The sequence below is a fragment of the Leifsonia sp. fls2-241-R2A-40a genome (assembly GCF_030209575.1).
GTDB lineage: Bacteria > Actinomycetota > Actinomycetes > Actinomycetales > Microbacteriaceae > Leifsonia.
Genome location: NZ_JARVRS010000001.1, coordinates 3654768 through 3678447 on the forward strand (window position 1 = coordinate 3654768; position 23680 = coordinate 3678447).

At 67.0% G+C, this 23680-nt stretch carries 27 protein-coding genes and 1 tRNA gene; 16 read left to right on the forward strand and 12 right to left on the reverse strand.

The window, feature by feature from the left end:
* Positions 1 to 89: 89 nt before the first annotated feature.
* A complete protein-coding gene (locus tag QRN40_RS18025; RefSeq protein ID WP_285117319.1) occupies positions 90 to 368 on the reverse strand; it encodes a hypothetical protein in 279 nt (92 codons plus the stop codon).
* Positions 369 to 1161: 793 nt separating this feature from the next.
* Here QRN40_RS18025 and QRN40_RS18030 point away from each other — a divergent pair.
* Positions 1162 to 1725, forward strand: a complete 564-nt coding sequence (locus tag QRN40_RS18030; protein ID WP_285117320.1) for a hypothetical protein — start codon at positions 1162 to 1164, stop codon at positions 1723 to 1725.
* A gap of 124 nt (positions 1726 to 1849) precedes the next feature.
* The gene (locus QRN40_RS18035; protein ID WP_285117321.1) at positions 1850 to 3493 is read left to right on the forward strand and encodes a hypothetical protein; all 1644 of its coding nucleotides are present in this window, start codon (positions 1850 to 1852) and stop codon (positions 3491 to 3493) included.
* A gap of 229 nt (positions 3494 to 3722) precedes the next feature.
* On the opposite strand, the gene QRN40_RS18560 is transcribed toward QRN40_RS18035, so the two are convergent.
* Positions 3723 to 4187 (reverse strand): MmpS family transport accessory protein, encoded by a 465-nt coding sequence (locus QRN40_RS18560; RefSeq protein WP_350224765.1) that lies wholly within the window; start codon positions 4185 to 4187, stop codon positions 3723 to 3725.
* Positions 4188 to 4434: 247 nt separating this feature from the next.
* Between QRN40_RS18560 and QRN40_RS18040 the strand changes: the two genes are divergently transcribed.
* From QRN40_RS18040 to QRN40_RS18090, 11 genes are all read left to right on the forward strand, one after another.
* A complete protein-coding gene (locus tag QRN40_RS18040) occupies positions 4435 to 4767 on the forward strand; it encodes a hypothetical protein (RefSeq protein ID WP_285117322.1) in 333 nt (110 codons plus the stop codon).
* 323 nt (positions 4768 to 5090) lie between these two features.
* Positions 5091 to 5573 (forward strand): hypothetical protein, encoded by a 483-nt coding sequence (locus QRN40_RS18045; protein WP_285117323.1) that lies wholly within the window; start codon positions 5091 to 5093, stop codon positions 5571 to 5573.
* Between the two features lie 125 nt (positions 5574 to 5698).
* Complete coding sequence (locus QRN40_RS18050; RefSeq protein ID WP_285117324.1) at positions 5699 to 6271, forward strand: hypothetical protein; 573 nt, start codon at positions 5699 to 5701, stop codon at positions 6269 to 6271.
* A 441-nt stretch (positions 6272 to 6712) separates the two neighbouring features.
* Positions 6713 to 7339, forward strand: coding sequence for a hypothetical protein (locus QRN40_RS18055; protein ID WP_285117325.1), 627 nt, complete (start codon positions 6713 to 6715; stop codon positions 7337 to 7339).
* A gap of 14 nt (positions 7340 to 7353) precedes the next feature.
* Complete coding sequence (locus tag QRN40_RS18060) at positions 7354 to 7995, forward strand: hypothetical protein (protein ID WP_285117326.1); 642 nt, start codon at positions 7354 to 7356, stop codon at positions 7993 to 7995.
* 11 nt (positions 7996 to 8006) lie between these two features.
* Positions 8007 to 8672, forward strand: coding sequence for a hypothetical protein (locus QRN40_RS18065; protein WP_285117327.1), 666 nt, complete (start codon positions 8007 to 8009; stop codon positions 8670 to 8672).
* 83 nt (positions 8673 to 8755) lie between these two features.
* Positions 8756 to 9292 (forward strand): hypothetical protein, encoded by a 537-nt coding sequence (locus tag QRN40_RS18070; RefSeq protein ID WP_285117328.1) that lies wholly within the window; start codon positions 8756 to 8758, stop codon positions 9290 to 9292.
* A 14-nt stretch (positions 9293 to 9306) separates the two neighbouring features.
* Positions 9307 to 9969, forward strand: coding sequence for a hypothetical protein (locus QRN40_RS18075; RefSeq protein ID WP_285117329.1), 663 nt, complete (start codon positions 9307 to 9309; stop codon positions 9967 to 9969).
* Positions 9970 to 9996: 27 nt separating this feature from the next.
* Positions 9997 to 10851, forward strand: a complete 855-nt coding sequence (locus QRN40_RS18080; RefSeq protein WP_285117330.1) for a GIY-YIG nuclease family protein — start codon at positions 9997 to 9999, stop codon at positions 10849 to 10851.
* A 400-nt stretch (positions 10852 to 11251) separates the two neighbouring features.
* The gene (locus QRN40_RS18085) at positions 11252 to 12478 is read left to right on the forward strand and encodes a hypothetical protein (protein WP_285117331.1); all 1227 of its coding nucleotides are present in this window, start codon (positions 11252 to 11254) and stop codon (positions 12476 to 12478) included.
* Positions 12479 to 12653: 175 nt separating this feature from the next.
* Entirely contained in the window at positions 12654 to 12812 is a 159-nt protein-coding gene (locus tag QRN40_RS18090) for a hypothetical protein (RefSeq protein WP_285117332.1), read from the forward strand.
* 6 nt (positions 12813 to 12818) lie between these two features.
* Here the strand turns inward: QRN40_RS18090 and QRN40_RS18095 are convergent, their stop codons facing one another.
* The 4 genes from QRN40_RS18095 to QRN40_RS18110 all read right to left on the reverse strand — a co-directional run bounded on the left by QRN40_RS18095 (position 12819) and on the right by QRN40_RS18110 (position 16138).
* Complete coding sequence (locus QRN40_RS18095) at positions 12819 to 13838, reverse strand: tyrosine-type recombinase/integrase (RefSeq protein WP_285117333.1); 1020 nt, start codon at positions 13836 to 13838, stop codon at positions 12819 to 12821.
* A gap of 80 nt (positions 13839 to 13918) precedes the next feature.
* Entirely contained in the window at positions 13919 to 14335 is a 417-nt protein-coding gene (locus tag QRN40_RS18100; protein WP_285117334.1) for a hypothetical protein, read from the reverse strand.
* Positions 14272 to 14649 (reverse strand): hypothetical protein, encoded by a 378-nt coding sequence (locus QRN40_RS18105; RefSeq protein ID WP_285117335.1) that lies wholly within the window; start codon positions 14647 to 14649, stop codon positions 14272 to 14274. Before QRN40_RS18105 ends, QRN40_RS18100 begins: the two co-directional genes overlap by 64 nt.
* 31 nt (positions 14650 to 14680) lie before the next feature.
* Positions 14681 to 16138, reverse strand: a complete 1458-nt coding sequence (locus tag QRN40_RS18110) for a hypothetical protein (RefSeq protein ID WP_285117336.1) — start codon at positions 16136 to 16138, stop codon at positions 14681 to 14683.
* A 174-nt stretch (positions 16139 to 16312) separates the two neighbouring features.
* Here QRN40_RS18110 and QRN40_RS18115 point away from each other — a divergent pair, with 174 nt between their 5' ends.
* On the forward strand, positions 16313 to 17002 hold the full coding sequence (locus QRN40_RS18115; RefSeq protein ID WP_285117337.1) for a hypothetical protein: 690 nt from the start codon (positions 16313 to 16315) through the stop codon (positions 17000 to 17002).
* A gap of 58 nt (positions 17003 to 17060) precedes the next feature.
* On the opposite strand, the gene QRN40_RS18120 is transcribed toward QRN40_RS18115, so the two are convergent.
* The 3 genes from QRN40_RS18120 to QRN40_RS18130 all read right to left on the reverse strand — a co-directional run bounded on the left by QRN40_RS18120 (position 17061) and on the right by QRN40_RS18130 (position 18940).
* Positions 17061 to 18383, reverse strand: a complete 1323-nt coding sequence (locus tag QRN40_RS18120; protein ID WP_285117338.1) for a collagen-like triple helix repeat-containing protein — start codon at positions 18381 to 18383, stop codon at positions 17061 to 17063.
* Positions 18384 to 18469: 86 nt separating this feature from the next.
* Entirely contained in the window at positions 18470 to 18685 is a 216-nt protein-coding gene (locus QRN40_RS18125; protein ID WP_285117339.1) for a hypothetical protein, read from the reverse strand.
* 108 nt (positions 18686 to 18793) lie between these two features.
* The gene (locus QRN40_RS18130; protein WP_285117340.1) at positions 18794 to 18940 is read right to left on the reverse strand and encodes a hypothetical protein; all 147 of its coding nucleotides are present in this window, start codon (positions 18938 to 18940) and stop codon (positions 18794 to 18796) included.
* 449 nt (positions 18941 to 19389) lie between these two features.
* On the opposite strand from QRN40_RS18130, the gene QRN40_RS18135 reads away from it, so the two are divergent.
* Both QRN40_RS18135 and QRN40_RS18140 read left to right on the forward strand, forming a co-directional pair.
* Entirely contained in the window at positions 19390 to 19602 is a 213-nt protein-coding gene (locus QRN40_RS18135) for a helix-turn-helix transcriptional regulator (protein ID WP_285117341.1), read from the forward strand.
* Entirely contained in the window at positions 19599 to 20822 is a 1224-nt protein-coding gene (locus QRN40_RS18140) for a tyrosine-type recombinase/integrase (RefSeq protein ID WP_285117342.1), read from the forward strand. The genes QRN40_RS18135 and QRN40_RS18140 overlap by 4 nt, the downstream gene beginning before the upstream one ends.
* Before the next feature lie 239 nt (positions 20823 to 21061).
* Here QRN40_RS18140 and QRN40_RS18145 read toward each other — a convergent pair.
* From QRN40_RS18145 to gltX, 3 genes are all read right to left on the reverse strand, one after another.
* Positions 21062 to 21133 (reverse strand) — tRNA-Gln (locus QRN40_RS18145).
* 57 nt (positions 21134 to 21190) lie between these two features.
* Positions 21191 to 22150: an NAD(P)/FAD-dependent oxidoreductase gene (locus QRN40_RS18150; protein WP_285117343.1), complete on the reverse strand. Its 960-nt coding sequence runs from the start codon at positions 22148 to 22150 to the stop codon at positions 21191 to 21193.
* A gap of 5 nt (positions 22151 to 22155) precedes the next feature.
* Complete coding sequence (gltX, locus tag QRN40_RS18155) at positions 22156 to 23673, reverse strand: glutamate--tRNA ligase (RefSeq protein WP_285117344.1); 1518 nt, start codon at positions 23671 to 23673, stop codon at positions 22156 to 22158.
* Positions 23674 to 23680: the final 7 nt, after the last annotated feature.

The following is a 23680-nucleotide window of genomic DNA, read 5'->3' on the forward strand; positions in this document are numbered from 1 at the left end:
TCGCCGTTCCGCCGGCGGCCCGCCCGCGCGGCGTCGACCGTTCCGTGACCGGCTCGGCCCCGCTGGCGTCCCGTCGCCGCGGCGTCGCCCTACGCTTCGTGCCCCTCCGCCAACATGGCTTTGACCGTGCGCGCGTACAACTCCGCCGTGATTGCCTCGTTCAGGGTGGCACGGACGAGTGCTCTGACAGGCCCGTCGGCGGTGACCCGGCCGTCGGAGATATCCGGCGGGTCGGGCATTGTGACAGGCAGCTGCGGCACTCTGGGGAGCGCGACCAGGCGGGAGACGAATGCGTCCTCGGTGATCTGACCGGCGGTGAGGGCGTCGACAGCAGCTTGAACGTCTGCTGCCGGGTTGTACTCGTTCATCGTGCCCTCCTCAGATGCGACTGTAACGGCCACGGCCGACGCCGGGGTTCGCGGTACGCCGATCTGACGGCCGAGGACTGCTGACCATGCCGGCGCCCGCGGACCGCGTCCCGGGGCGCCAGCGAGGCGCAGGCGGGGCGCGCTGGAGGTCTTCTCGGGTGGTCGGCGGCGGCGGGTACCCTGGCGGTCCTGACCGATCGGGACGACGGACACCAGGAGCCGTCTCTGCTTGATGTTTTCCGCGACGCGGAGCCCGAACAGGACGTCGAGGTCGAGTTTCCGACGGCGAACCTCACCTCTCCCGCCGCGTTCCCGGACGACGAGCTCGCAGCCGAGGCGGACGAGGTCCGCGACCGGGAGCGCGAGCAGGCGATGGACCCCGGCGACGGTCCGGAGCGGGGCGTCGGCGGATCGTCAGAATAGTAGCGCCGCCGTTAGAAAAGTAGCGACCGAGCGGTGCGCCGCAGCAGGACCGGGTTGAACGCTGCGACGCACCTGGTACGGACTCCTCGCTGCGAGCCGGTTCCACGACGAACAGAATGCCCGGTGACCGGTCAGGGCGAAAGACGCCGCGAGAACGGTCCGGAAGCGGAACGGGCGGAACGGTGACGGAGCGCCGGCCGCAGAGGGTAACAGGACGTGGGCGGGTGCGCGTGGCGGCGAGCGACTGAGGAACAATGAGCCGGTCCGCGGCCCGGTGGACAAGGTCGTCTACGCCACGATGGCGGGCCGCGGCGAGTCGGTGGTCAGCGCTACCCTGGCGGCAACGAACCCGCAGAAGGTAGGAGGACCCGTGGCGGAGCAGCTCGACGTCACGCTCTTGGAGAGCGATGACGAGCGGCAGGCGTACGCCGAAGCGCGGAAGTACGTTGCGCCGGGCAAGCTCGCCGGGGCGATCATCTGGGGTGTGATCCTGACGATCGCTGCCGGGTTCGCTGGTTTCGGGGCCGCTGAGTACTTCCGGAATGACGGCTACGCCCCGTTCGCGGACTCGCTGGTGACGCCGGCGGCCTGGATCGCAACCATTCTCTGCGCCTTCCGCATGCTCGCCTGGGCGCTCGAGCGGGGCAGCGAGTCGGAGAAGGCGCGGGACGAGAATGTTCGGCAGTTCAAGCGCAAGATCCGCTACGACGACAGGGTGCAGCGGCGGGCAGCTACCGCGGATTACGAGCGCCGTCGCGCGGAGTGGGAGGCGGCACATCCCGACTACCCATACGATCGGCACCTCAAAGATCTGAGGGAGGCCGACGCCCGCGACGACGAATGGCGGTACCGCATGAGCCGGCCGAGCTACCGGCCGCACTACGGCGGGCGCGGCACCGGCCGCAGCGGAGGTGGATCGGGCCGACGGCGCTGATCAGGCCGCCCAGCGCTCCTTCAGCCACCCCCGTTATGGTGACAGATCCTCAGTAACACTCGCCTCCGAGCGATCGATCCGCCAAGATGGGCCTCACCGCCGAACCGAACGGCTGGAGGACTCCATGCGACGTTGGACCCGCGCCCTGACCGCTGCGGTGGTGGCGCTCACAGTTTCCACCGTCGCCCTGACCGCCTGCACGCCCGCGTCGGCGACCGCCAAGAACAGCATGTCCGTGCACGCCGGCCAGGACGCCCACCTCACGACGTCCGGCGACGCCCTCCTTGTGAACGTACCCGGAAGCGCGATCGAAGGCTCCGGGCGGATGAGCGTAAGCCCGGTGTCGGACCCGGCCCGCGGGAACGGATGGCGGATAGCCATGTCCGGCGGAGCGAAACTCGTCGGCAGCGCGACGCTGCGGTTCAAGCACGACTTCGCGAAGGGTGAGCCGGCCCCGGTCGTGGTCTCCACCGAAGATGGCTCCACGTTCACCCCGGCGGAAGACGTCCGAGTGTCCGGTCGATACGCAGAGGTGACCACAACCCACTTCTCCAACTGGTTCACCACCTGGTGGGGCGACGTGCTCAATGGAGCTCGCGGGCTCCTTGACACCCTCTACAAAGGAGCCGGGAAACAGCCAACGTGCGCGCACGAGGACGACGTGCGGAAGCAGGGCTACGCGATCAAGTCAGACGGCGGCAGCCTCGTCTTCTGGTGTCTCGGGCTGGACGCCAACGGCGCCCCGCAACTCCGTGTGACGAACGGGCGTGGATATACCGTCCTCAGCGAGAGTATGCCGGGCTTCAGCGCAACGTCTGGTGGACCCACGGACCTCGCCGGGATGGTCGCAAACGCCATCAAGGACCGCGTGTCCACGCCCGGCGACACCGTCAATCTCGTCGGCCCCGGCGACACCATCGACTACTCAGTAACCGGAACAGGGACCATGCTCGTCGGCGTGAAGCCATCGGCGGCGGGATACCTAGTCTCCGCCGGGCAGTTCGCGGTGGACACGCTGGCCATGATCCTCGACAAGTTTGGGCACGGCGGAATGTCACGAGAGGCGATCGCGAAGCTGTTCGACTGGGGCTCCTGCATCTCCGGGTTCAGCAGCATGGCAACGGCTGACGTCCAGACGAGCGCCCAGGCGTTCAACTACCTGAACGACGCCACCGGCACCATCCTCGGCTGCATGTCAGGAGCGATCGAGCGAGCCGGTCTGGGTCTCGCAGGCGCTGCGATTGCGACTGGGGTGTCGTGGCTTATCTCAGGGGTACGGACCGCGCTCAACGGCTTTGGGGCCGCAGCCGACTCCGCGCTCAATCCGTTCGGGTACACGATTACTCTCAGCGCGCCCGCCCCCACTCTCCCGGGACTGCCGGCCGAGCTGAGTGGAAGGTGGTGTCCGCGTTCAGGCCAGGATGTGTGCTTCGACTCCGCCGAGCTTCTAAGCAGATGGCCAAACGCCTTCGTGAGCGACACTTCAAAGGACTACCCGGTACCGGGTGCAACCGAATACGGGATCTGCGCAGAAGCAGACATGGGTCCGAACGAATGCTCGATGGCAGCATCCATGTTCATCGCCTACTATCCGCCCGGTGTCAGCTGGAACTGTGTCCAGGTTGAGGTGATCGGACAGGGCTGGCCGTCGTGCGACCCAGATTTCACGTCGTCGCACGATGTGTCCCAGCCACGTGTAACGATCCTCTACAACCATCAGATGGATCCGCAGTTCCGCGATTCCGAGGCGCTGTACCGGGCGCATTGAGTATGGACGGGCACTCAGAGTGTTGTTCACTTCTAGCCGGCCGCCGCGACGAGCTCCTCGCTACGCGGAGAAGGGCTTGACCCTGGCGACGCTCGAGGAGCACATCCGCTCCATGAACGGATAGCGACCGGACCGCTTGCAGGCCGGGTTCGAGAAGGTTCCGTTGGACAGGGCTGTTGTCTCGAACGAGGTCACGACCGCCCGGGGTACCAGGCACCGCTCAGCGCGGCTACTTCGCAGCCGGGGATTGCCACTTGCAGGTCACGGACGCCCCCGCGCCGGTGGCTGTCCGGGAGTCCTTGACCTCGTTGTTGACAGTGATAGTGCAGCTGATGCTGGGGCTGTCTGCACTACTGACGGCAACGACCGTGAAGAGCCCGGGGTCGCCGACTCCTCCTTGCTGCGTGGCAATCGTTTTCGTCCACGGGAGTGCCAAATCGCTCAGTACCTCGCCCTGACCGCTCGAGTACGTCGTGTAGGTGATGCTTGGCGACGCTCCCGTCCCAGTGACGTCATATTTGATCGTGACGACAACCGACGGGTCGCTAGCCGGGCTGGCCGATTCACCCGCCTCTGTTGTCGCACCATCGGTGGATACTGACGGTCCGACTTGAGACGGGGCGGTCGAACATCCGGTCAGGACGGCGAGCAGAAGCGTAGCGGTGGCGACCAGACGAGGGAGTCTCACCACCACAGGTTATGGGCACTAATGGCGTTCCGCCTTCCCCACAAGGGGGCGGCCGTTCGACTGCGCCTCGAACGCATGCCCTAGCGCTGCCCAACGTGAGCTACGCCGCCGCGGCGAGCTAGGGAACGCCAGCGGCGGCGCAGCGGGCCCATGCCCGGCCTCTCGCTGCACAGCCGGGAGAGCGGTGCCCTAAGACCAGGGTGATCGGTGATGGGGCCGAGCGATAGGCAGCGCCGCGCTAGCAGCCGGCACCGTGACGCTCCGCGAGGTGGTCCCTCTTCCACCGGCGAACTGGCGGATGGTGCTCGGGCCGCTCCTGTTCGCGATCGCGTTGAACGCGCCGCAGGTGGGTCAGCTCGCCGGTGTCGGGTGGCTGATGTTCGCGATGGCGGCGCCGTTCGCATGCTCCGGGATGATGCTGCGCCGGTTCTCGCTCCGCCTAGCGGAGGCGGCCGGTCCGCTGTGGCGACAGATCATCGAGCTTGCGCTCGTGGTCGCGGGGATCGCTGGCCTGTCGATCGGGTTCGTGCTCGTGAACATGTTCGCGTGGATCATGGGACTCGGGCTGCTCACCTCGCCACACTGAGGCCCGGCACCAGGTCAGTCCCGCGCGGGCTTGCGGGCTCGGGAAATGAACCGTGGGTGCTTCACGACGTGGACGCCTCGACGACGGTCCGCGGGCGTCTCGATACCGACGAGGTAGAGTGCGCCTTCCACCGCCCAGCGCACCGTCAGGTCGGGTCCGCCGCCAGCTCAGCGAGGCGGTGCAGGTCGCGGTCGATACGCGCCTCAGCGACACGATCGAGGACGGAGAGATCGGGCATCCGGGTGGTCCTTTCCTGGTCAGGAAGGGTGGATGCGGCGGATCGCACCTGGAGGTGTCGCTGTCGCGCTCGCTATGCTTCGCGCGTGGGATTCGACGACGAGATGAACAAGCGCATCCGCGCGCGGGGGGAGGCTGCGCGCCAAGCGCAGGATAACGACCGGGCCCTCAAGCTCAGGATCCCCGCCCAGGCCGCCTATGTGCAGGCGGAGCTTGCTCAGCTGGCCGAGTACCTCTGGCCGCGGATCGAGGTCGTGCGAGTGAAGCCCGCGAACAGCGGCATCTTCACCAAGAGGACGCCGCCTGGAGTGCACCTTGTCTACGACCAGGTGCTCCTGCGTGACGGGTCCGTGATGAGTTGGGACAGCACCCCAGTCGATATCGCCTGGGCTCTGTCCGACGACCCCACTGCACCGACTCTGTTCAAGTACAGCCTGTGGTCCGTGGGGCCCGGTGAGCGGGATGTGGCCTGCAGGCAGCGGATCCATCCGGACTATGACACGCCAACTCTGGCAGTCCACGACTGGTGCCTCGAACTGGCCGAGCGCGCCATCGGGGCGGGCGCGTAGCCGCACCGTGCTGTGCGGTCACTCGGAACTGCGAGTCCCCCGGCCGCCGGCGGACGGATCTGCTTGTTCCACGTGCCACCGTCCGTCCGCTAGCGTGGGCCTCCGCCACACCATACGATTCAGCAATGACCGACGTGCGCGTTCACGGGACTGAGACGGCAGCCTCGGTGGCGACCTTCTCCGCCAAGCTGCCCGATGACCTCTTACTCACCGAGTTCGCCGACCTCACTGAGTCGGTGCAGGTGCTGGCGGCCTCCGCCAACAAGGGGCTCGAGTCGGAGAGCCCGACCTTTGTTCAGCGTGTCCAGTACGGCAGCGAGTTTCTGATCATCGTCGGGATCGTCACCGCCGTAGTCGCCCCCTTCCTCACCTTCTCAAAGGGTCTGGACTTCCTTGCATCGGCGGGGCTGAAGAACGAGGAACGCCTCGGCAAACGACAGGAACGATTGGCGCGCAAGCGCGAGATCAAAGTCGCTGAGGCTAGACTCATCGCGGAGAGACGTAAGGCGCGTGACGCGAAGGTCGACCCGACGGGTGCACCGGCCGTCAGGCGGCAGTACGACAGGATCATGCCAGAACAGCAGCGGGACGAACTCGCGGTCGTGATCGGCCGCGAAGCAGCGCAGAACCCAAGGGTGTTGACGGCGCTGGCCACGCTGGCTGAGTACGGTATCGACATCAGAGTCAGACGGGAGTAGACCTCCTGGTCTACTTGTTCAGTGCCACCGTCCGTCGGCGGCGGTCTTCCCCTAGGTGTAGGTCTTGTCGGCAGCGCTGACACCCGTGGCTCCCTGCTGGGAGGAGAGCGCGGCCCGGGGTAATCGTCTCGGCCGCCGCGCCAGGCGCTTCTCTGGCGGGCTGTTCCGGCGTCGGGAAACGGCACTTCGGAGGTTCCCTCCTCGGAGGGGAACTGAAAGTTCCTGAGGGCCCCTCGTGGCCGAAGACGAGGGGCCCTCGCTTGCGCCGCGGGTTCGGGCCGTGAGCGACACGGGCGCATCGCCGGCGTGACGTCGCGCGGCGTGGACGGGACGCTTGCGCGCGAGGAGCTCCCACCTTGTTTGGGGGTACGCAGGAGCCTGTGCGGCCCGGAAGCGCTGGATAGCGTGGAACGGCACTTCTACGTCATGGGGGATCTCAGCTTGACCACACGCCGCCGCAACTGGGCCATCATCTTCACCCTCCTCGGCGTCATCGCCCTCGCCCTCGCGATCGTCGGAACCCTCACCGTCATCAACTCGATGAACGGCACGCTCCGTGTCGAAGACGACAAGCCGGCGGCGACACAGGTCACGGCTGCCGCGGAGAAGCCAGCGCCGAAGCCCGGCGACACCGTCGACCAGAAGACCGCGTCCGAGATCCGCCGCAACGTCGACGGAAACCTCCGCGCCTACCAGATGCCGGACGGGACGTTCGTCGTTCTCGATCGGACGCAGCCGCTTCCCGCGGCAGTGAAGAGCGACCTCGAAGCAAAGGCCACAGCTGCACGCATCGCTGCCGGGCAGGACTTCAAGACCGCCGACGTTCCCGGCAAGATCCTCGGTGACCTGAGCTATCAGGCGGGGAGGCGGGGGATCCTCTGTGTCCAGCTGTGGTCCGGCACCGTCGACGGCACCGACCAGCCCGGGTTCTTCTGGGCGCCCGCGCTGTCACGCCAGTCGGTCGTTCAGGGGCAGCTGCACAGCGAGGCTGAATGCGTCGCCGCCGCGCAGGCGTACGTCGCATCTCAGCCGGATGCCGCCGACTGGGAAGTCCTGGTGGCCCACTGATGAAGGAACCCCGCATGCTCCGCCGCCGCACCGCCGCGTTCATCGCCATCGGCGCCGTCCTTAGCGTCACAGCTCTCGGTGCCGGCGGCTGGGCGGTGATGACGTCGATGGACCACTCGTTCACCTTCGCCGCGACCGCTCCGTCGAAGACTCCGACCGCCGCACCCACTCCGGTCGACGAGGAAGAAGCCGCGAAGCTCGCCGCGGAGAAGGCCGCGAAGGGCCTCACCGTCGGCGCTGTTCTCACCGCGGAGCAGGCGAAGACCATCAGCCACTACTGGCAGGGCAACCTCCTCCCCTACAAGATGGCCGACGGCACCCAGGTGCTCATCGCCCGCGACCAGCCGCTGCCGGAGAACGTCCGCGAAGACGCAGGCAAGAGGGTCGGGCTCACCAACCAGGCGGATGCGGCCGCGAACGACTCCACGCTCATGGGCGTCGCAGCCCTTCAGCGAACCCTGAGGGCCGACACCGGCCACCGCGTCTACATCGTCTCGCACGCGTACACGTACCTCCTCCCAGATGCCGAAGCGATGGGGTGGACGTGGGTGTCATCAGCGATCGGTGGGCAGGAGCAGTTCCCTGACGCAGCGGCCGCGGTCGCCGCCAGCCGAGCCAAGGCCGGCCCCGACGCCGAGATCATCGTCAGCCAGTGAAGGAACCCCGCATGCCCCGCCGCCGCACCACCATCATCGTGACCTCGATCGGGGTCGTTGCTGTCGCCGCGCTCGGCGTCGGCGCATTCGTCTTCGTCGACTCGATGAACGGCTCGTTCCGCCTGAGCAGCGGCTCTGCCGCTGCTGCGGAGAAGACGCCGCCCGCTACGTCCACCCCGACGCTGAAGGTGGTGCCGGTCGGTGGCGTTCTGGACGAGGAGACCGCGCTCGACCTTCGGCGCGAGATGTCAGACAACGGCGACTTCGCCTACAAGCTCCCGGACGGCCGCTGGGTCAAGACCAACCGCTTCCAGCCGCTCCCCGACGCGGTCAAGGCCGACGCGGATGCCCAAGCGGTGGCGATGCCCCGCACCTCCGGTTCAACGTGGCAGGAAGGCGCAGCAGGCACGAAGAACGCTGACGACACAGCAGGGAGGATCCAGTTCGCCACAGGCAAGAAGACGGTCATCATCTCCACACAGCTCAAGGCAGCGGAGGGGATCGGCAACGCGTACAACGTCCCAACCTACGCCGTCAACGGCGCCATCACCCCCGGCATGGTGGCGATGAACGGAGCTGGCGGATGGGGCACCGTCGACGAAGCCGTCGCCGCCGTGCAGGCGGACATCGCGGCGCAGCCCGACGCGAACAACTACCTCCTAGTGGTGCAGCCGTGAACCGCCGCACTCTCGTCATCACCTCAGCCGCGATCGTCACAGTCGCCGCGCTCGCCTTCGGAACGTGGGCTGTCCTCGGCTCGATGGACGACTCGTTCCGAGTTGGCGCCTCTGAGCCGACGGCTACGCCGGTAGCGACGCCGATCGACGAGGACACCGGTCGGAGGACCGCCGCCGAGAAGGCCGTCGCTGGGAAGAGAATCGGTGACGAGCTCACGAAAGAGCAGGCCGACGCAGTCAAGGCGTACTTCGACGGCGATTCGGTCGACTACACGACGATCGACGGCAAGTCGCTGCTCGTCTCCCGGTCGCAGCCGCTGCCGGAGAACGTGAAAGTGGACGCTGGCAAGAAGGTAGCCGCGGCCGCGCAGGCGTCCGCCGCCGCGAACGACCCGTCGAACTTGGCGGTCGAGAAAGCACAGCAGACCATCGCGTACGAGACAGGGCGGCCCGTCGTAGTCGTCGCCCACGTCTACACCGCGAACGCAGCTGGCGACGCGTACGAGTGGACGTGGCTGTCGCTCGCCCTCGGTGGCCAGCACCCTTTCGCAGACGCCGCATCCGCTATCGCTGCGACCCAGGCCGCAAAGCCCGGCGTCGAGATCATCGTCAGCCAATGACCCAGGAGACCCCCGTGCCCCGCCGAACCCGCACCGCTATCATCGCCACCTCGATCGCGGTCGTCGTCCTCGCCGCCGTAGGCGTCGGCGGGTGGGCGTTGCTCGACTCGATGAACGGTTCGTTCCGCATCGGTGCCGGGAAGCCCGCGGCCGCCGCGGTCGAGACGCACACTGCGACGTCGACGCCGACGGTCGTCCCGGTCGGCGGGGTCCTCGACGAGGAGACCGCGCTCGAGCTGCGACGCGAGATGCCGGACAACGGCGACTTCGCGTACAAGACGCCCGACGGGCGATGGATCAAGACGAACCGGCACCAGCCGATGCCGGCCGAGGTGATGGCGGCCGAGCAGGCGCAGCTCGACCAGCTCGCGGTCCCGGCGGGTACCGCGGCCGCCGACGGGCTGGCGGGAGCGAAAGCAGCAACAGCGGCGGCCGGCGCGTCGAGCTACCGCACCGGCCGTCACGTCCTTCTGATCAGCAAGATCCCGGTGGCAACCAGTTACAGCACGAACGGGCTGAAGTGGGTGATCATGGGAGGCCTCGAGAAGAGCCTCCCGGCCGGCGTCGGTGGTAACGGCTGGGACGACGAGGCTACCGCTGTCGCGAAGGCGCAGGAGCTCATCGCCGCGCAGCCGGACGCCGGAGACTGGGACATCGTCGTCGCTCAACAGGGTTGACCGACCGCCACATAGACAGGAGGAAACATGATTAAGCTCACCGACCTACTGCCTGTTCCGGAGCCTGGGCTGACGAAGGTGAAGTTCAACATGCGGGCCGGCGGTGGCGGCGGTGAGGCGTGGGATCTGCTCCTCGACGACCACGAGGAGTGGCTCAATATGAGCCGGTGGCGGACCCGGCAGACGAACAACAACATGGCTGACGCGCGTTATCTGCTCGCGTTCGCCCAGTACTACCCGTACGGGCCGCAGTACTTCATCTTCGGCGGGTTCTACGACGTTCAGCCGAAGGTCCCGGAGATGCTCAACGCCTACGGGTACGAGGTGACACCCCTTCCCCAGCATTCCGAGTACGTCAAGCGGCTCATCATCAAGCTCAACGAGCCGATCGGCCGGAACGTATACCTCCGACGGTACGAGAGCGTGCAGGAGCAGCTTCGGCCGGAGGTGTACGAGCTCGCGCGTGACACCAAGCTCGGGACGTTCCCCGGGTACCAGAACGTGAAGCTCCGCCATCATGAGCTACAGCGGATCATCGCGAACGACGAGCCCAGCTGGAAGGATGCACTCTCCTCCGTGAAGGGCGTCTACGTGATCACCGACCTCACCAGCGGCCGGCTCTACGTGGGTTCGGCGTCGGGTGAGGCGAACGGGCTCTGGCAGCGGTGGTCCGCGTACGCGAACCTCAGCAACCTCACCGGCGGGAACCGCGAGCTCGAACACCTCCGCGCGGAGCGGGGCGACTCGTTCCTGGTCGAGAACTTCCAGTACACGATCCTCGAGATCTTCGACCCGAAGACCCGGCCGGAGGTGATTCTGCTGCGGGAGTCGTTCTGGAAGCAGGCGCTGGATACCCGCGCGCACGGGATGAACCGAAACTGATTGATACGGCTGCTGCGGCTTGCCTCGGACGCCGGCGACTGGGACATCCTCGTCGCCGCATCAGGGTTGACCGGCCACATCTGCGCTGTTGGAATGGGGGATTCATGAAGCGTCGGACTCTGGCCGTCGCCAATAATGCTGGGTGGAAGATCGCGAAGCGGGGGACCCGGATCTCCGCCGGAGCCTGTCGACCGAGGACGGACACGTGAGACGAATCGGAGCCGCCGCATTCTCCGCGCTTCGCCGGCAAGTGCGTCGCAGCCGAGAAGCGGGCAGTGAAAGACTGCTTCACACTCGCATTATTGGAGCAGGTCGCGTCGTGGCGCGACTCCAGCGAGACAGTCGCGAGCCGAAAGAGCTCGCTACAGCTTCTGGGAAGCGCATCAGACTTCCAGCGCCAGTGAGGCTCTCCACACGCCAAGGTGACGTCCCTGGGGTCCTCAGCTACGACTCCGTCGAGGAGCGCTTCCGTGTCGATTGCGCCCAGGGCGACCTCTACGACTTAAGGCGTGCGGGCGACTTCACCTTCAAGGTGCGTGGCACGCGAGCAGCCGCTCGCGGCTACGTGGCCATCCGACACGGCGTGCACTTCCTTGCCCTCCACGAGTTGCGCGTCGGGACGGACAGCCTTCAAGAAGAGTTGCAATCGCTGCGTCTTGCAATCGAGAATGCCTCCCTGGCGTTCTCTTACCGCTTCGACGACGGTGCCGCGGTAGGCCAGATCGAGATTCCGCTGCCAGCCATCGACGAAGCACCACCCGCGAAACTGACGCTCGAGAACGGAGACCTGGTTATCACGCCAGCGGACGGCGCTCTGCTGGCCGCACTCCTTCCCCACGTTGCCGCGCTTGAGGACCTCATCACGTTCTGCTGCAACAAGCCCAGCGCGGTCCAAGCAGTCACCGGGATGACAACCACTGGACGCGAGATCGCGATCCTGGGGCAGACCCGCTACCTTCCGTTCAGGAAACCGGCACCGAAGGTGTACGACCTTGCAATGCGCCTAGGAAATGCCCGCGCTCCACAGCTCTTTGCGTGGTGGTGGGAGGCTCGGACGGAAGCCCGCCCAGTCACGCAGATATTGGCGGGGACGCTATATCAGGGTGGTTTTGTCGAGAGCGGGGCGATAGCTCTGCTCGCCGCCGCAGAGGTCTGGTCACGCAATGCCTTCGAGATCCAGGGTGCAGCTCCCTTCACCGATAGGCAGCTCGCGCCGATCGTGAAGGCACTGCAGGCCATCCCGGACATGGACAAGGCTCAGAAGTCCTTCGTCCGCCGCGTTCGCCGGAACAAGCCCGCCGACACCACGCTCGGTGATCATCTGCGCGCCATGCTCGATGACCTTGGCGACCATGTCTCCGAGGCACGGATCGCCCGCGATGTATTGGTGACACTAGCGCTCCGAGCGCGCAATCAGATCGCGCACGAGGGAGCACCACGCGGGCAAGGCGCGAAGGATGCGATGACGGATGCTGAGCTTCGCGCAGTACGAGATGCAACGCGTCTTCTCCTCACACTGAGCGTGTGTAAGGCCGCTGGAGTTCCGGCGGCTGCGCTTTCCCTCACAGGTCGGCAACTCGGTTCGCGCTATGCACAGGCTCACAAGCAATCAGGCATCTTCTTGTAGTGGAGCGCCCCAGTCGCCGACTCGCACTTCGATCCGGCCAGCCGCAAGGCAGGAGGAGCCGAAGACCGTCCTCGCCGGCTGCGGGCGTCGAGACGCCAAACGGGTCGTCGGCGCCGCAGTGACGCGCGCGAGAAGCGACAGCGACGAGCGCTGGCCCGCACATAGAGTCAGTGCCATGACGACAACCCCGAACGAGCTCGCCGAAGAACTCGACGTCAGCGCGAAGACCATCCGACGCTTCCTCCGAGAGGAGTTCGCTGACCACGTCCACGGAACCCGGTGGGAGCTCGATGACGACCAGGCGACCGTCATCCGGGCCCGCTTCTCGGACTGACAGGAGTCAGAGCCCGAGCTCGCGGGACGTGGTCGCTTCGAAAATGCGCCCCCGGTCGACGTAGCCGGCGAGCACCGAGAGGTTCTTGTGGCGGCTCGTCTTGGCGATCCGCTCCAGCGACACGCCTGCACCGGCCGCGGTCGTGATGTGGCTGCGCCGCGGTGAGTGGCCGGTCAGTGCAGGAAGGTCGACCCCGGCAGCCTCCGCCCGGGCGCGGAGGATCAGCGGAACGGACTGACCAGTGAGTGCCTGGTGCAACGCGCGGCCGTTGGACCAGACCCGGACGAACAGGGGCGTGTCGTCGGTGAGGCGCCCCACCTCGCGACGGCGCTGCTCGACGAGCGCCTCAAGGTGGGCGACCGGGTCGGTGATGCCCGTGCCGCGCGCGATCGCCAGCTCCTCGCCCCTCCCCTGCTGGTCGGTCTTTGACCGGCTGATGTAGACCAAGACCCCGTCACGGGTGAAGGTGAGGTCACCGACGGTGAGGGCGACGAGCTCACTTCGACGGAGGGCGGCCGCGTACGCGGTGAGGATCAACGCCGCATCCCGACGCCCGACCGGGTTGGTGAGGTCGATGGCGGCGACCACCTGCCGCAACTGGTCGGTGGTGAACACGCTCGCCTTCCGCACACGGTGGCCGGCGAGTTCGCGGCGGGCGCCGGCGATGAAGTCTTGCAGCACCCGGGTCTCGGTGGGATTGGGGAGGCCGAGCTCTCGAGCGCGGCGCCGGACGGCCGCGAGCAGGATGTCGATGGCAGAACTGGAGATGCCGGTCTTCTTCCCTGACGCGTCGGTGCGCTCGTCCAGGGCCCAGGTCAGGAACGACGCGATCGTCGCCGGGAAGTTGGGGTCCCAGCCATGCTCGTCCGCGAACCGGTCCAACTGGCGCAGCGAACTCGCGTATGCGCGGCGGGTGTTCGGGCTGAGGGCCGACTCGACCCTCTGGGCGATGCCGGGAAGGTAGGCGGCCGGGTCGGTCGGTGTTGCGAGCTCGGCGGAGTCCGACAGCTCGACGGGAACGGTCATCTCGGGGTCCACCTTCCACCTATGCGCGGGATGGTCCCTTCACTAGCGATAAGCGGCCTAAGCACTAGTGGGGCGCTACTTCACACCGAATCCGGCCTAGTTCTGGTGCGCCGCTTGAACTCACGGATCTGGCGAAGATGACCTGGGAGCAGCCCCGTGGTCGGGGGCGGGGCGAGCAACAGGCGATCGCGGCTGCGGTCGGCCGCCCAGCTCGGGTCGAGAGCCCGCATCGCCCGGAGGTTGTCGTCAATCCAGAGGAGGGCGACGCTCGAAGGGAGCTCCCGCTCGAGCCGCTTCACCGCGTTCAACTTCCACGTCAGGTCGGGCGTGGCACGCACCGCTTGTCCGGGCAGGATCCACCCTCCGGCGAACGGCCGGCGAGGCAGTCGCTGTAGAACACCGGCAAGGTCGTAAGGGATGGCCGCCCAGGAGGTCAGCCATGCGAGCTCCACCCCGGCCTCAGAGCCATCTTCGATCGCGACGTCCAGCTCCTCCAAGCGATCGAACCGTCCAGGTCGTACACGCGGCCTTCGGCGTCCTCGTACTGCGGGTGCTTCACATGGGGACGCGGCGGCTGACGCAGCACGACACCATCGACATCGAGGATCGTGAGGACGTTGACCATGGCGAGGCGGTCAGCTGACGGCTGCTTCTGGATTCCGTCTGCGATGAAGTCGGGGCGTGTGCTCATGGGGCTGATGTTGCGACGCGTGCCCGACATCGAAGGAGGGCTACGACCCCGCTGGCGCTCCCAGGAACTCTCAGTGACGTCGACGGCTCGTTCGCTGAGCGCGCCGATCAGCTGCTTCATCTTCTGCTCGGCGGACTCGACTGCGCGTGGATTAGTTGTAACCCCAGATGCCCGTCGCTTTGATGAGGTCGTGGACCGTGATGGGAAGGGCGGTGGGCGAGCTCGCGATCCAGGTGACGCCCATCGACCCGGCCTTGCTCAAGGTCTTCAGTGCTGGGAAACCGCTGGTGCCGAGGTCCAGGACCGGATTGTTGCTGAAGTTCAGGTACCCGGCGGATTTCAAAGCGGGGAAGCGCGCGCTCATAAGGGACTTGTTCTGCTGCACGTAGAGGTCTTCTGCGCTGGTCAGCGCGCTGAAGTCGACGGAGGCGAGCCCAGTTCCCTTAATCGTTACCGCGCTGCCCGGGCCGCCGTCGAACGCGGTGAGCTTCGGCACCTCGAGTGACGCCAGCGACGCACCACCGAGGGACATGCTGCCCGCCTGGGTCAGAGACGGGAGCGACAAGTCGGTCACCCCTGTGCCTTGCAGGAAGATCCCCACGGTGGCGGTGCTGAGCGCGCTTAGGTCGAGCGTCTTGAGAGCGGTGGCGGGCGTGGCCGCGGAGAGGGCGCTGATCGAGCCGACGGTGCTGAGGGATGGTGCCTTGATCGCCGTGATGGCGGAGGAGGTCACGTTGATCACGTTCGTGACCGATTTGAGAGCCGGCGCCGAGAGCTCTGTGACACCGTCACCGTCGCGGACCTGGATCGACGTCACGGAGGTGAAAGGGAGAGAGATCGCGCCCTTGACGCTGTTGAAGTAGACCGTACCGGCCGACGTGATGTTGCCCAGTCCATTCTCGGACTTGAGCGTCACCGCCCCGACGCCCAGCTTTGTGACGCCCTTCGCGAGCTCGAGACCGGAGAGGTCGACGCCTGAGGTGGCTCCCTTGATGGCGGTGAGCAGCGGCCCGTCGTTCGAGTCGGCCAGCGTGGCCGCGTGGCTGAGCAGGAGCGGCTGGGAGGCGTCGAGGCCGAGGCTGGCGCGGACCCCGGCGGCGACGACAGCGTCCGGGACCGCCCACGTCGGCGCTGGGTCAGAGGTCTCCTCGGCGGCGGTGATCGGCGCGCAGGGGGTGTTCTGTCCGTCAGTGAGGATCGTTGGGTTAGTGTCGCCGGACCAGGCCATGTAGGTTTTGCCGGCGGCCGTGGCGGTGGCAACCCAGCATCGCCCGCTGGCGTCTGTCGCAACATGGAGGTCGGAGGCCGGGAGGAGCTTGGCCGCTTGCAACCCGGCGGAGTCCGTGTACGTGCCGCCGCTGTTGATCCGGGCGATCGCCTGCGCGTCGACGACGCCGCGCAACGACGACTGGGCGGCCTGCTGCTGTGCCCAGGGGACGACCCCGACGATGGTGGCTGCGATGACGCCGGCGATGATTCCGATGACCAGGATGCCGACCATGATCGAGGCGAGGTCGACGACACCGCTCTCGGCGGTGAACAAGGTGGAGCGTTCGCTGCGTAACCGGGCGATAGCGCTGCGGACACGGCTGCTGATGATGGTGTGCATGGTGGTGGTTTCTCCCTACGGCGGGGAGCTTCCTTCACAGCTCCCCTCTCGTGGGGGATGTGGTCGGCAAGCGGCTCACCCTCCCGCGCTTCGGCCAGAGGGACGGACGGTTTCCACTCCGGCGCATCTGTACACGGTGAGGGTCGTTCGGCCGTCGCGACTTGAGGAGGGTCGATGCAGACATCAGCAACCACCGCAGGGCGCCGCGCCCGCGTCTCCACAGTGGCAAAGCGGATCCGGGAGTGTCTTGTCCGCGACGACGGAGCCACCTTGCCGGAGACGATTATCGCCGTCGTCGTTTCCGCCACGATGATGGGCGCGATCAGCACGGGCGTGATCGCGCTGACGACGCTGAATCACAGCGTCGCCGCCACGGCCGCGTCCATCCGCGACGTCACGACGACAGACATGCGCTGGCGCGAGAGCGTCCGGCAGGCCGTCCAGATCACCCCCGCCGACGACCACACCGTCACGATGACCGTGCCGGCAGCGACCGGGTGCCGGACCGACAGCTGGACGTTCGACAGGGCCTCCGGGCTCCGAGTTGCCACCACGGTCTACCCGACGCTCACCGGGACGTCTTGCGCGGGCACGGCGCTGGCGCCGGCCGCCACGGAAACGTTGCTGCCCGGCAACTCCGGGGTCAGTTTCCACTATCGCAACCTCGGCGGGCGCGACGTCACCTACACCGCCGGGTCACCCACGTTGGCGCCAGGGACCGCACCAGCCGAGGTGGCTAGTACGGGTTGGACATCCACCACGGTCGGTAGTGCTTACTTGGACGGCACGGTGATCACCCCTGGCCGCGCGCAGGGGCGCCTCATCCACAGCAGTCAGATTGCCAACAACATCGTCGGCCCCTGAACGCAGGAACGCGAAAAGGCCCGAGAGCGGTGAGCTCGGGCCTTTTCGGTGCCAGGGGCTAGTTGGCGGCGAGGTACGCCTGCAGCGTCGTCGGCAGATCCGTGACCGGCCAGTCCGGCAGGTAGGAACTGAATCCCGCCGGTGCTGGCCCGACCAGGGATGGGAAGCCGTTGGGGTCCCAGATGAGGCTTGGGTCAGCCCACATGCCTGCACTCTGCGAGATGGTCGTGAGCGCATTTGCTCGCAGCGACTGGAGAAGAGGGTTGTTGAACACGGCGAACTGCCCGACCTGCCTCAGAACGGGCAGCTCAAGGTCAGTGATGCGGGTGCCGCTGACAGACAGGGCTCCTGCGGTTTCAAGCGACGGAACGCCGATGCTGGTGGCGGACGGCGAGTCCAAGAATGAGAGGGTGCCAGTGGACTCCAACGACGGGAGCTCGAGAGTGGTGAGGGACGGGCATCCCATGACGCCAACTGCTCCAGCGGCCTCCCGAAGAGCCGACAGGTCGACGTTGGTGATCCCCGTGTTGCCGTTGCAGTAGATCACCACGTCGCCGAGACCTTGGATCAGGGCGGGTAGCGAGATGTCCCCGGTCTGAGGTCCGGCGCCGATCATCATCTGGCCGATCGAGGTCAGGTTGGGAAGGCTCACATCGCCCACGGCGCCACTCGATTCCAGGTCACCGATGTAGCGGATGTTCTCTAGGCCGTCGAAGGGGGTCGGACCGGAGGTGTAGACGGTGTCGAGCTGCGTGACGTTCGTCGCCGCCTCCAGGCCCCGGTATTCGTACGTCGCCGCGCCCCCGGCCATCGAAGCGTACTTCCGAACCGGCGCGTCATTGTTGTCATTGAGACGCGCAGCGTCGTCTAGCGTGAGCTGGGCCGAGTCAGGAAGCCCGAGGGAGACGCGAATAGCCGTGGCCAACGTCGGGTCGGCGATATTCCACGGCGTGGTGTCACGTACCGGCGGGTTGCCGCCGTTGTCATCGCCGCCTGACGGGCCCGCGGGGCCTGCTGGGCCCGCCTGGCCTGGCTGGCCTGGCTGGCCGTCGTTCCCGGGGCTCCCCACACCAGGTGCGCCGGTGGCTCCGCGCGCGCCGGTGGCTCCGCGGGGGCCCTGGATGGTCTGGATGACGGGGGTGGAGATCACCGGCTGCTGCACGACCGGTGGGGTGAAGGTCTGCAGCGGAGTCTGCTGCGCAGGGTGCTGCTTCGTCTCGGCGGTCTTCGGTGCTGCGGATGCTGTGGTGTGCGGCTGCTGCGCCGCAATCGGCGCCTGCTGCTGCGTAGTGCAACCGGCAGCGCCGAAGGCGACGCTGGCGATGATGACACCAGCTGCGAGCCGGACGGCGTTGGAGCGGCGGTTGGATCGGTTGGTCATGCGGTGCTGTGGTCCTTTCGGGTGATGTGGTGATGGGTGTCTACTGCTGGGTTTCGTTGATGAAGATGCGGCTGCTCGTCCTCCCGTCAGTTGTCGCCGGAGGCTCGCGCTGGAAGGTGGACCCTCCGGGTGAGCTCGACGACTGTCGTCGAGGACTGGTGCGCTGCGCCCTCCTGGCAAGAGACGACGTGGTCGAAGACCAGCGCGCTGGTCACGACAGGCGCGACGGCGATACTGACGGCGATCGCAAGGACGGCCCGGCGGCGGAGTCCTGTCCTTGCCACGGCGAGTACTGCGGTCATGTTCTGCGAGTCCTCTCACTCGTCTCCGGGGCGGCTTCTCCGCCCTGTCACCATGTGGTCGGCGCAGGCGGCACCCTCCCACAGTCGGTTCGCGGGCTCCCTGTTCGCTTACCGCGACTGGGCGACGCTGTGGGTGGCGGCGGCCGCGTAGACGGAGTTGACGTAGGAGAAGGTGCCGAAGATGCCGGCGACTCCGATGCTGATGGCGATGGCGGCGCCGATGACCTGGCCCTTGGTGGCCTGAATGCTGATCATGGTGGGGTCCTTCCGGAGACCTGTGTGGACGCACTGTGCGCCTGCGCTGAAGATGTGGTCGGCGCGGCCAGGACCCTCACACGCGGTGTCGGACTGGCTATACCGATGATGCGGTTAAGGTGGCGGCTCGTCTGCGGACAGTCGCCTTCTGCTACTCCCGCTTCATCCCTGCAACAGACTGCGGCTGTGGTGAGCGTGCGCCTCGGCGCACGGTGCGCCAGGCGGGGCGGCGTGGAGTCATTGCCCGCCGAGCGCTACCAGCGATCTCCATATGTCCCCGCATCGGAGACGGCGCTCCGCCGATGGCTCACACCCGACCGGCCGATCCCGCGCATAGCAGTGTTGAGCCCGAGTGATCCCGGATGATCGCTTCCGCTCCAGAGCACCAAGCTCAACGGTCGCCTCGCCCGCCTCGGAGACGACCGGCCTCTTGCGGGAGAGAGAACCACATGAGCGACAAGACCACGAAGAAGACCTTGCGAGTCGACCGGCTCTGGACGACGGACGACATCGCGGCATACCTCCAGGTTGCGGTCGGCACCGTCCGCAACATGTCCTCCCGAGGACAGCTTCCCGTGCCGGTGGACAACATCGGGCGGTCTCGGCGGTGGCGCCCTGACGACGTGATCGCCTTCTTCGGCCCGCGTCGGAGCGCCCGATGACTGGCCGCCCGCGCACCTCACTGGGAACGTGGGGCAAACTCGCCTACACGACACTCGCTGACGGCCGCGTCCGGGTGAGCGGTGCATACCGAGACCCGTGGGGAACCACCCATCGCATACAGCGGACGGGCGGCTCCCGTGCTGCCGCGGACAAGCTACGTCTCAATGCCGCCCAGAAGATCAACGGCCGCCGGACCGGCAGCAGCATGTCGACGCTCACATCCGAGTCCACAATCCGCGAGCTGGCGGAACTCGTCCTCAGGGAGTACGAGCAAAGCGCCGACCTGGCGACGCAGACGGTGAGCCGTTACCGGGCTTCCATCCGCAACCACATCATCCCGACCATCGGTGATCTCCTCCTCGATGAGGTCGACGGACACCTCCTCGGCGAGTTCCTCACGACCCTCAACTCGAAGCACCCCAGCGAGGCCCGTAGCTGCCGCACCATCATCCGCAAGATGCACACGAAGGGAGGCAGGGCGATTCGAGACGACTGGATCTCGGGCCTCCCCAAGCGCCTCATCCGGCGTCGCGGCGAGGTCCGCGCCCTGTCCGCTAACTCGGTCAAGGCGCTATTCACGATGCTGGAGTCCGACAGTCAGCGTCCTCGCGGCGGCCCCAAGTCCCGGCGCGCTCACGACACGCTTCGGGACGTGCTGACCGTGCAACTCGGAACCGGCCTACGAGTGAGCGAAGTCGCGGCGTTCCGTGCCGAAGACGTGGTCCTGCGGCCCGACGGACGCGTACAAGTCAGCGTCCACGGCGCCGTGGTGTACAGGGAAGCGAGTGGCACGAGAACTACCGTGCCCGGACGAAAGCGGCCGGTCTACGAGACTCCTGGGCGATACATCATCCAAGAGCACATCAAGACGAACCAGAAGCGTCTGGTGTGGGCAGATGAGTGGGCGGCGGCTGTACTACTTCGGCGCGCCGGTGCCACCGAATCAGGGCTCCTGTTCGCGACGGAAACCGGTCAGCCGCTGAACCTCAACAACCTGCGACGGACTCTTCGCGAGGTTATCGGTGGCTCCGACTTCGAAGGCTGGCTCTCCACGCACACGATGCGGAGGACTGTCGGCAACGCGGTCGCTCGGGAGCACGGCGAAGAGGCAGCGGCTGCAGCTCTCGGGCACGCCTCGGTCGCGACCACCAGGGAGTCGTATATCGAGCGGGTTCAGATGGCACCCGACGTCTCGAGTGTGACCAGCCAGCTTCGCTGAGGCTTCGACCACTGGATGCCCCCGTCGACCCGGCGGGGGCATTTCTGCTGTGCCGGTGGTCGTTCAGAGTTGCAGAAAAGTCGCAGAAAACTGGAACAACTTGGGGTGATCTGCAATGACCAGCGATGATTTCGAGAAGAAGAAACTCCGCGGGCGCCGGGCGCGGCGGGCGACGCGAAATGGCCGATCACGAACGGAAAAAGGCCCGGATTTCCGGGCCTTTCGACGTCATATCACTGCTGGGGTACCTGGACTCGAACCAAGAACAACTGAACCAGAATCAGCCGTGTTGCCAATTACACCATACCCCACTGCTCCGAACCGTGGCCCGGGCACGAGAACCAACTCTAGCCTACCCGCGGGCCGGACTACAAAACGGCGGCGTCCTCCAGAGAGAGGCCGATGAGGTCCCTGTTGACGGCCGCCGCGACCACTGCGCCCGACCCCGCGGCCACGATCAGCTGCTGCGGTCCGGGGGCCGTCGTCTCGCCCGCGGCGTACACGCCCGGCAGCGAGGTGCGACCGCTGGCGTCGGTGAGGAGGTACCCCTCTGCGTCGCGGTCGAGGTCCAGCGTCTCGGCGAACGACAGCGCCGGCGACCAAACCGGGCGGACGAATCCGCCGGCCCGCTCGACGACCGTGCCGTCCTCCAGACGGACGCCGGTCATCACGCCCTTCTCGCCCACCACATCCTCGATCCGGCGGCGCTCCACGGAGACACCGAGCCGCGCCAGGGCGCGCTCCTCGTCCGTCCCGACGGTCTCGGCGCCATTGGTGAAGACGATGAGGTCGTCGGTCCACTGGGTGAGGAGCAGAGCGCGCTCGGCGAGGTCCGGGGTCTCCCCGATCAACGCCAGCGGCTTGCCCGACGATTCGAACCCGTCGCACTCGATGCAGCTATGCAGCTGGGTTCCGTAGAACGCACGCAGGCTCGGGATGGCGGGCATCGCCTCCGTGACACCGGTGGCGATCAGGACGGTGTCGGTCCGCACATCCACGTCCGCGCCCCCGCGCACGCCGCGGCCCGTCACCCGGAAGCCGTCGTCCTCGACCCCGACGCCGCCGACCTGGGCGAACACCACCGTCGCGTTGTCGTACGCGTCGACCTCCTCGCGGCCCATCCGGCGCAGCTCGAGCGGCGAGATGCCGTCGCGGGTCAGGAAGCCGTGGGCGAGCAGGGTCGCTGCGTGGCGCGGACGGTTACCGTCCACCACCAGCACCTTCCGGCGCGCCCGCGCGAGGTTCAGCGCGGCCGACAGCCCGGCGGGGCCGCCGCCGATGACGACGACCTCGTACGACGACTCCACGCCTGCAGCGTCCCCGGCCATATCGGTTATCCCAGCGACGCCGACAAGCGGTCGAGCCGGGCGATCGTCTCCGCCTTGCCGAGGATCTCCATCGACTCGAACAGCGGCGGCGACACCCGGCGACCGGACAGCGCCACGCGGAGCGGACCGAACGCGACGCGCGGCTTCAGCCCGAGTCCCTCGATCAAGGCATCGCGCAGCGCGGACTCGATGGCGTCGTGCGTCCACTCGGATTCGGGCACCAGCTCGAGTGCACCGAGCGAGGCCGCGAGGATCTCACCGGCGTTGGCGGGAAGCGACGCGCGCGCGTCGTCCTCCACCACGAGCGATGCGGCATCGGTGAACAGGAAGCCCAGCATCCCCGGGGTCTCCCCCAGCAGCTGCACGCGCTCTTGAACCAGCGGCGCCGCCTTCGTGAGCACCTCGTGCTGGGCGGGCGTCAACGGCTCCTGGACGACACCGGCCGCCACCAGGTACGGGATGGTGCGCTCGGCGAAGTCGGACACGTCGAGAAGCCGGATGTGGTCACCGTTGATCGACTCGGCCTTCTTCAGGTCGAAACGTGCGGGGTTCGGGTTCACGTCCTTCACGTCGAAGGCGGCCACCATCTCCTCGAGCGAGAACACGTCGCGGTCGTGGGTGAGTGACCAGCCGAGCAGCGCCAGGTAGTTCACCAGGCCCTCGGGGATGAACCCGCGGTCGCGGTGGTGGAACAGGTTCGACTCCGGGTCACGCTTCGACAGCTTCTTGTTGCCCTCGCCCATCACGTAGGGCAGGTGGCCGAAGCGCGGCACGAAGGTGGTCACGCCCGCGTCGATCAATGCGTGGTACAGCGCGATCTGGCGCGGGGTGGAGGACAGGAGGTCCTCGCCGCGGAGCACGTGCGTGATGCCCATGAGCGCGTCGTCCACCGGGTTCACGAACGTGTACAGCGGGTGGCCGTTCGGGCGCACGACGACGAAGTCGCTGAACGATCCGGCCTTGAAGGTGATCTCGCCGCGCACCAGGTCGTCGAAGCTGAGGTCGTCGTCCGGGACGCGCAGTCGCAGGGCCGGCTCACGGCCCTGCGCGCGGTACGCGGCCTTCTGCTCGTCGGTGAGGTCGCGCTCGAAGTTGTCGTAGCCGAGCTTCGGGTCGCGTCCCAGCGAGACGTTGCGCGCCTCGATCTCCTCGGCCGTCGCGAAGCTTTCGTAGATGTGGCCGGATGCGCGGAGCCGCTCGATCAGGTCGCGGTAGATGCCGTACCGCTGCGACTGCCGGTACGGGCCGTCAGGGCCGCCGACATCGATGCCCTCGTCCCAGTCGAGGCGCAGCCAGCGGAGCGCCTCCAGGATCAGCTGGTAGCTCTCCTCGCTGTCGCGGGCCGCATCGGTGTCTTCGATGCGGAAGATCAGCTTGCCGCCGGTGTGGCGGGCGTACGCCCAGTTGAAGAGGGCGGTGCGGATCAGGCCGACGTGCGGCGTACCCGTCGGAGACGGGCAGAAGCGCACGCGCACATCGGCGCCCTGGGCGGAGGAGAACGGGTGAGCGATCGAGTCAGACATACGTCTT

Coding starts and splice junctions, on each gene's coding strand:
- QRN40_RS18025 (WP_285117319.1), bottom strand. CDS start 368: ATGAACGAGTACAACCCGGCAGCAGACGTTCAAGCTGCTGTCGACGCC.
- QRN40_RS18035 (WP_285117321.1), top strand. CDS start 1,850: ATGCGACGTTGGACCCGCGCCCTGACCGCTGCGGTGGTGGCGCTCACA.
- QRN40_RS18050 (WP_285117324.1), top strand. CDS start 5,699: ATGACCGACGTGCGCGTTCACGGGACTGAGACGGCAGCCTCGGTGGCG.
- QRN40_RS18060 (WP_285117326.1), top strand. CDS start 7,354: ATGCTCCGCCGCCGCACCGCCGCGTTCATCGCCATCGGCGCCGTCCTT.
- QRN40_RS18065 (WP_285117327.1), top strand. CDS start 8,007: ATGCCCCGCCGCCGCACCACCATCATCGTGACCTCGATCGGGGTCGTT.
- QRN40_RS18070 (WP_285117328.1), top strand. CDS start 8,756: ATGGACGACTCGTTCCGAGTTGGCGCCTCTGAGCCGACGGCTACGCCG.
- QRN40_RS18080 (WP_285117330.1), top strand. CDS start 9,997: ATGATTAAGCTCACCGACCTACTGCCTGTTCCGGAGCCTGGGCTGACG.
- QRN40_RS18090 (WP_285117332.1), top strand. CDS start 12,654: ATGACGACAACCCCGAACGAGCTCGCCGAAGAACTCGACGTCAGCGCG.
- QRN40_RS18095 (WP_285117333.1), bottom strand. CDS start 13,838: ATGACCGTTCCCGTCGAGCTGTCGGACTCCGCCGAGCTCGCAACACCG.
- QRN40_RS18105 (WP_285117335.1), bottom strand. CDS start 14,649: ATGAAGCAGCTGATCGGCGCGCTCAGCGAACGAGCCGTCGACGTCACT.
- QRN40_RS18110 (WP_285117336.1), bottom strand. CDS start 16,138: ATGCACACCATCATCAGCAGCCGTGTCCGCAGCGCTATCGCCCGGTTA.
- QRN40_RS18115 (WP_285117337.1), top strand. CDS start 16,313: ATGCAGACATCAGCAACCACCGCAGGGCGCCGCGCCCGCGTCTCCACA.
- QRN40_RS18120 (WP_285117338.1), bottom strand. CDS start 18,383: ATGACCAACCGATCCAACCGCCGCTCCAACGCCGTCCGGCTCGCAGCT.
- QRN40_RS18125 (WP_285117339.1), bottom strand. CDS start 18,685: ATGACCGCAGTACTCGCCGTGGCAAGGACAGGACTCCGCCGCCGGGCC.
- QRN40_RS18130 (WP_285117340.1), bottom strand. CDS start 18,940: ATGATCAGCATTCAGGCCACCAAGGGCCAGGTCATCGGCGCCGCCATC.
- QRN40_RS18135 (WP_285117341.1), top strand. CDS start 19,390: ATGAGCGACAAGACCACGAAGAAGACCTTGCGAGTCGACCGGCTCTGG.
- QRN40_RS18140 (WP_285117342.1), top strand. CDS start 19,599: ATGACTGGCCGCCCGCGCACCTCACTGGGAACGTGGGGCAAACTCGCC.
- QRN40_RS18150 (WP_285117343.1), bottom strand. CDS start 22,150: ATGGCCGGGGACGCTGCAGGCGTGGAGTCGTCGTACGAGGTCGTCGTC.
- gltX (WP_285117344.1), bottom strand. CDS start 23,673: ATGTCTGACTCGATCGCTCACCCGTTCTCCTCCGCCCAGGGCGCCGAT.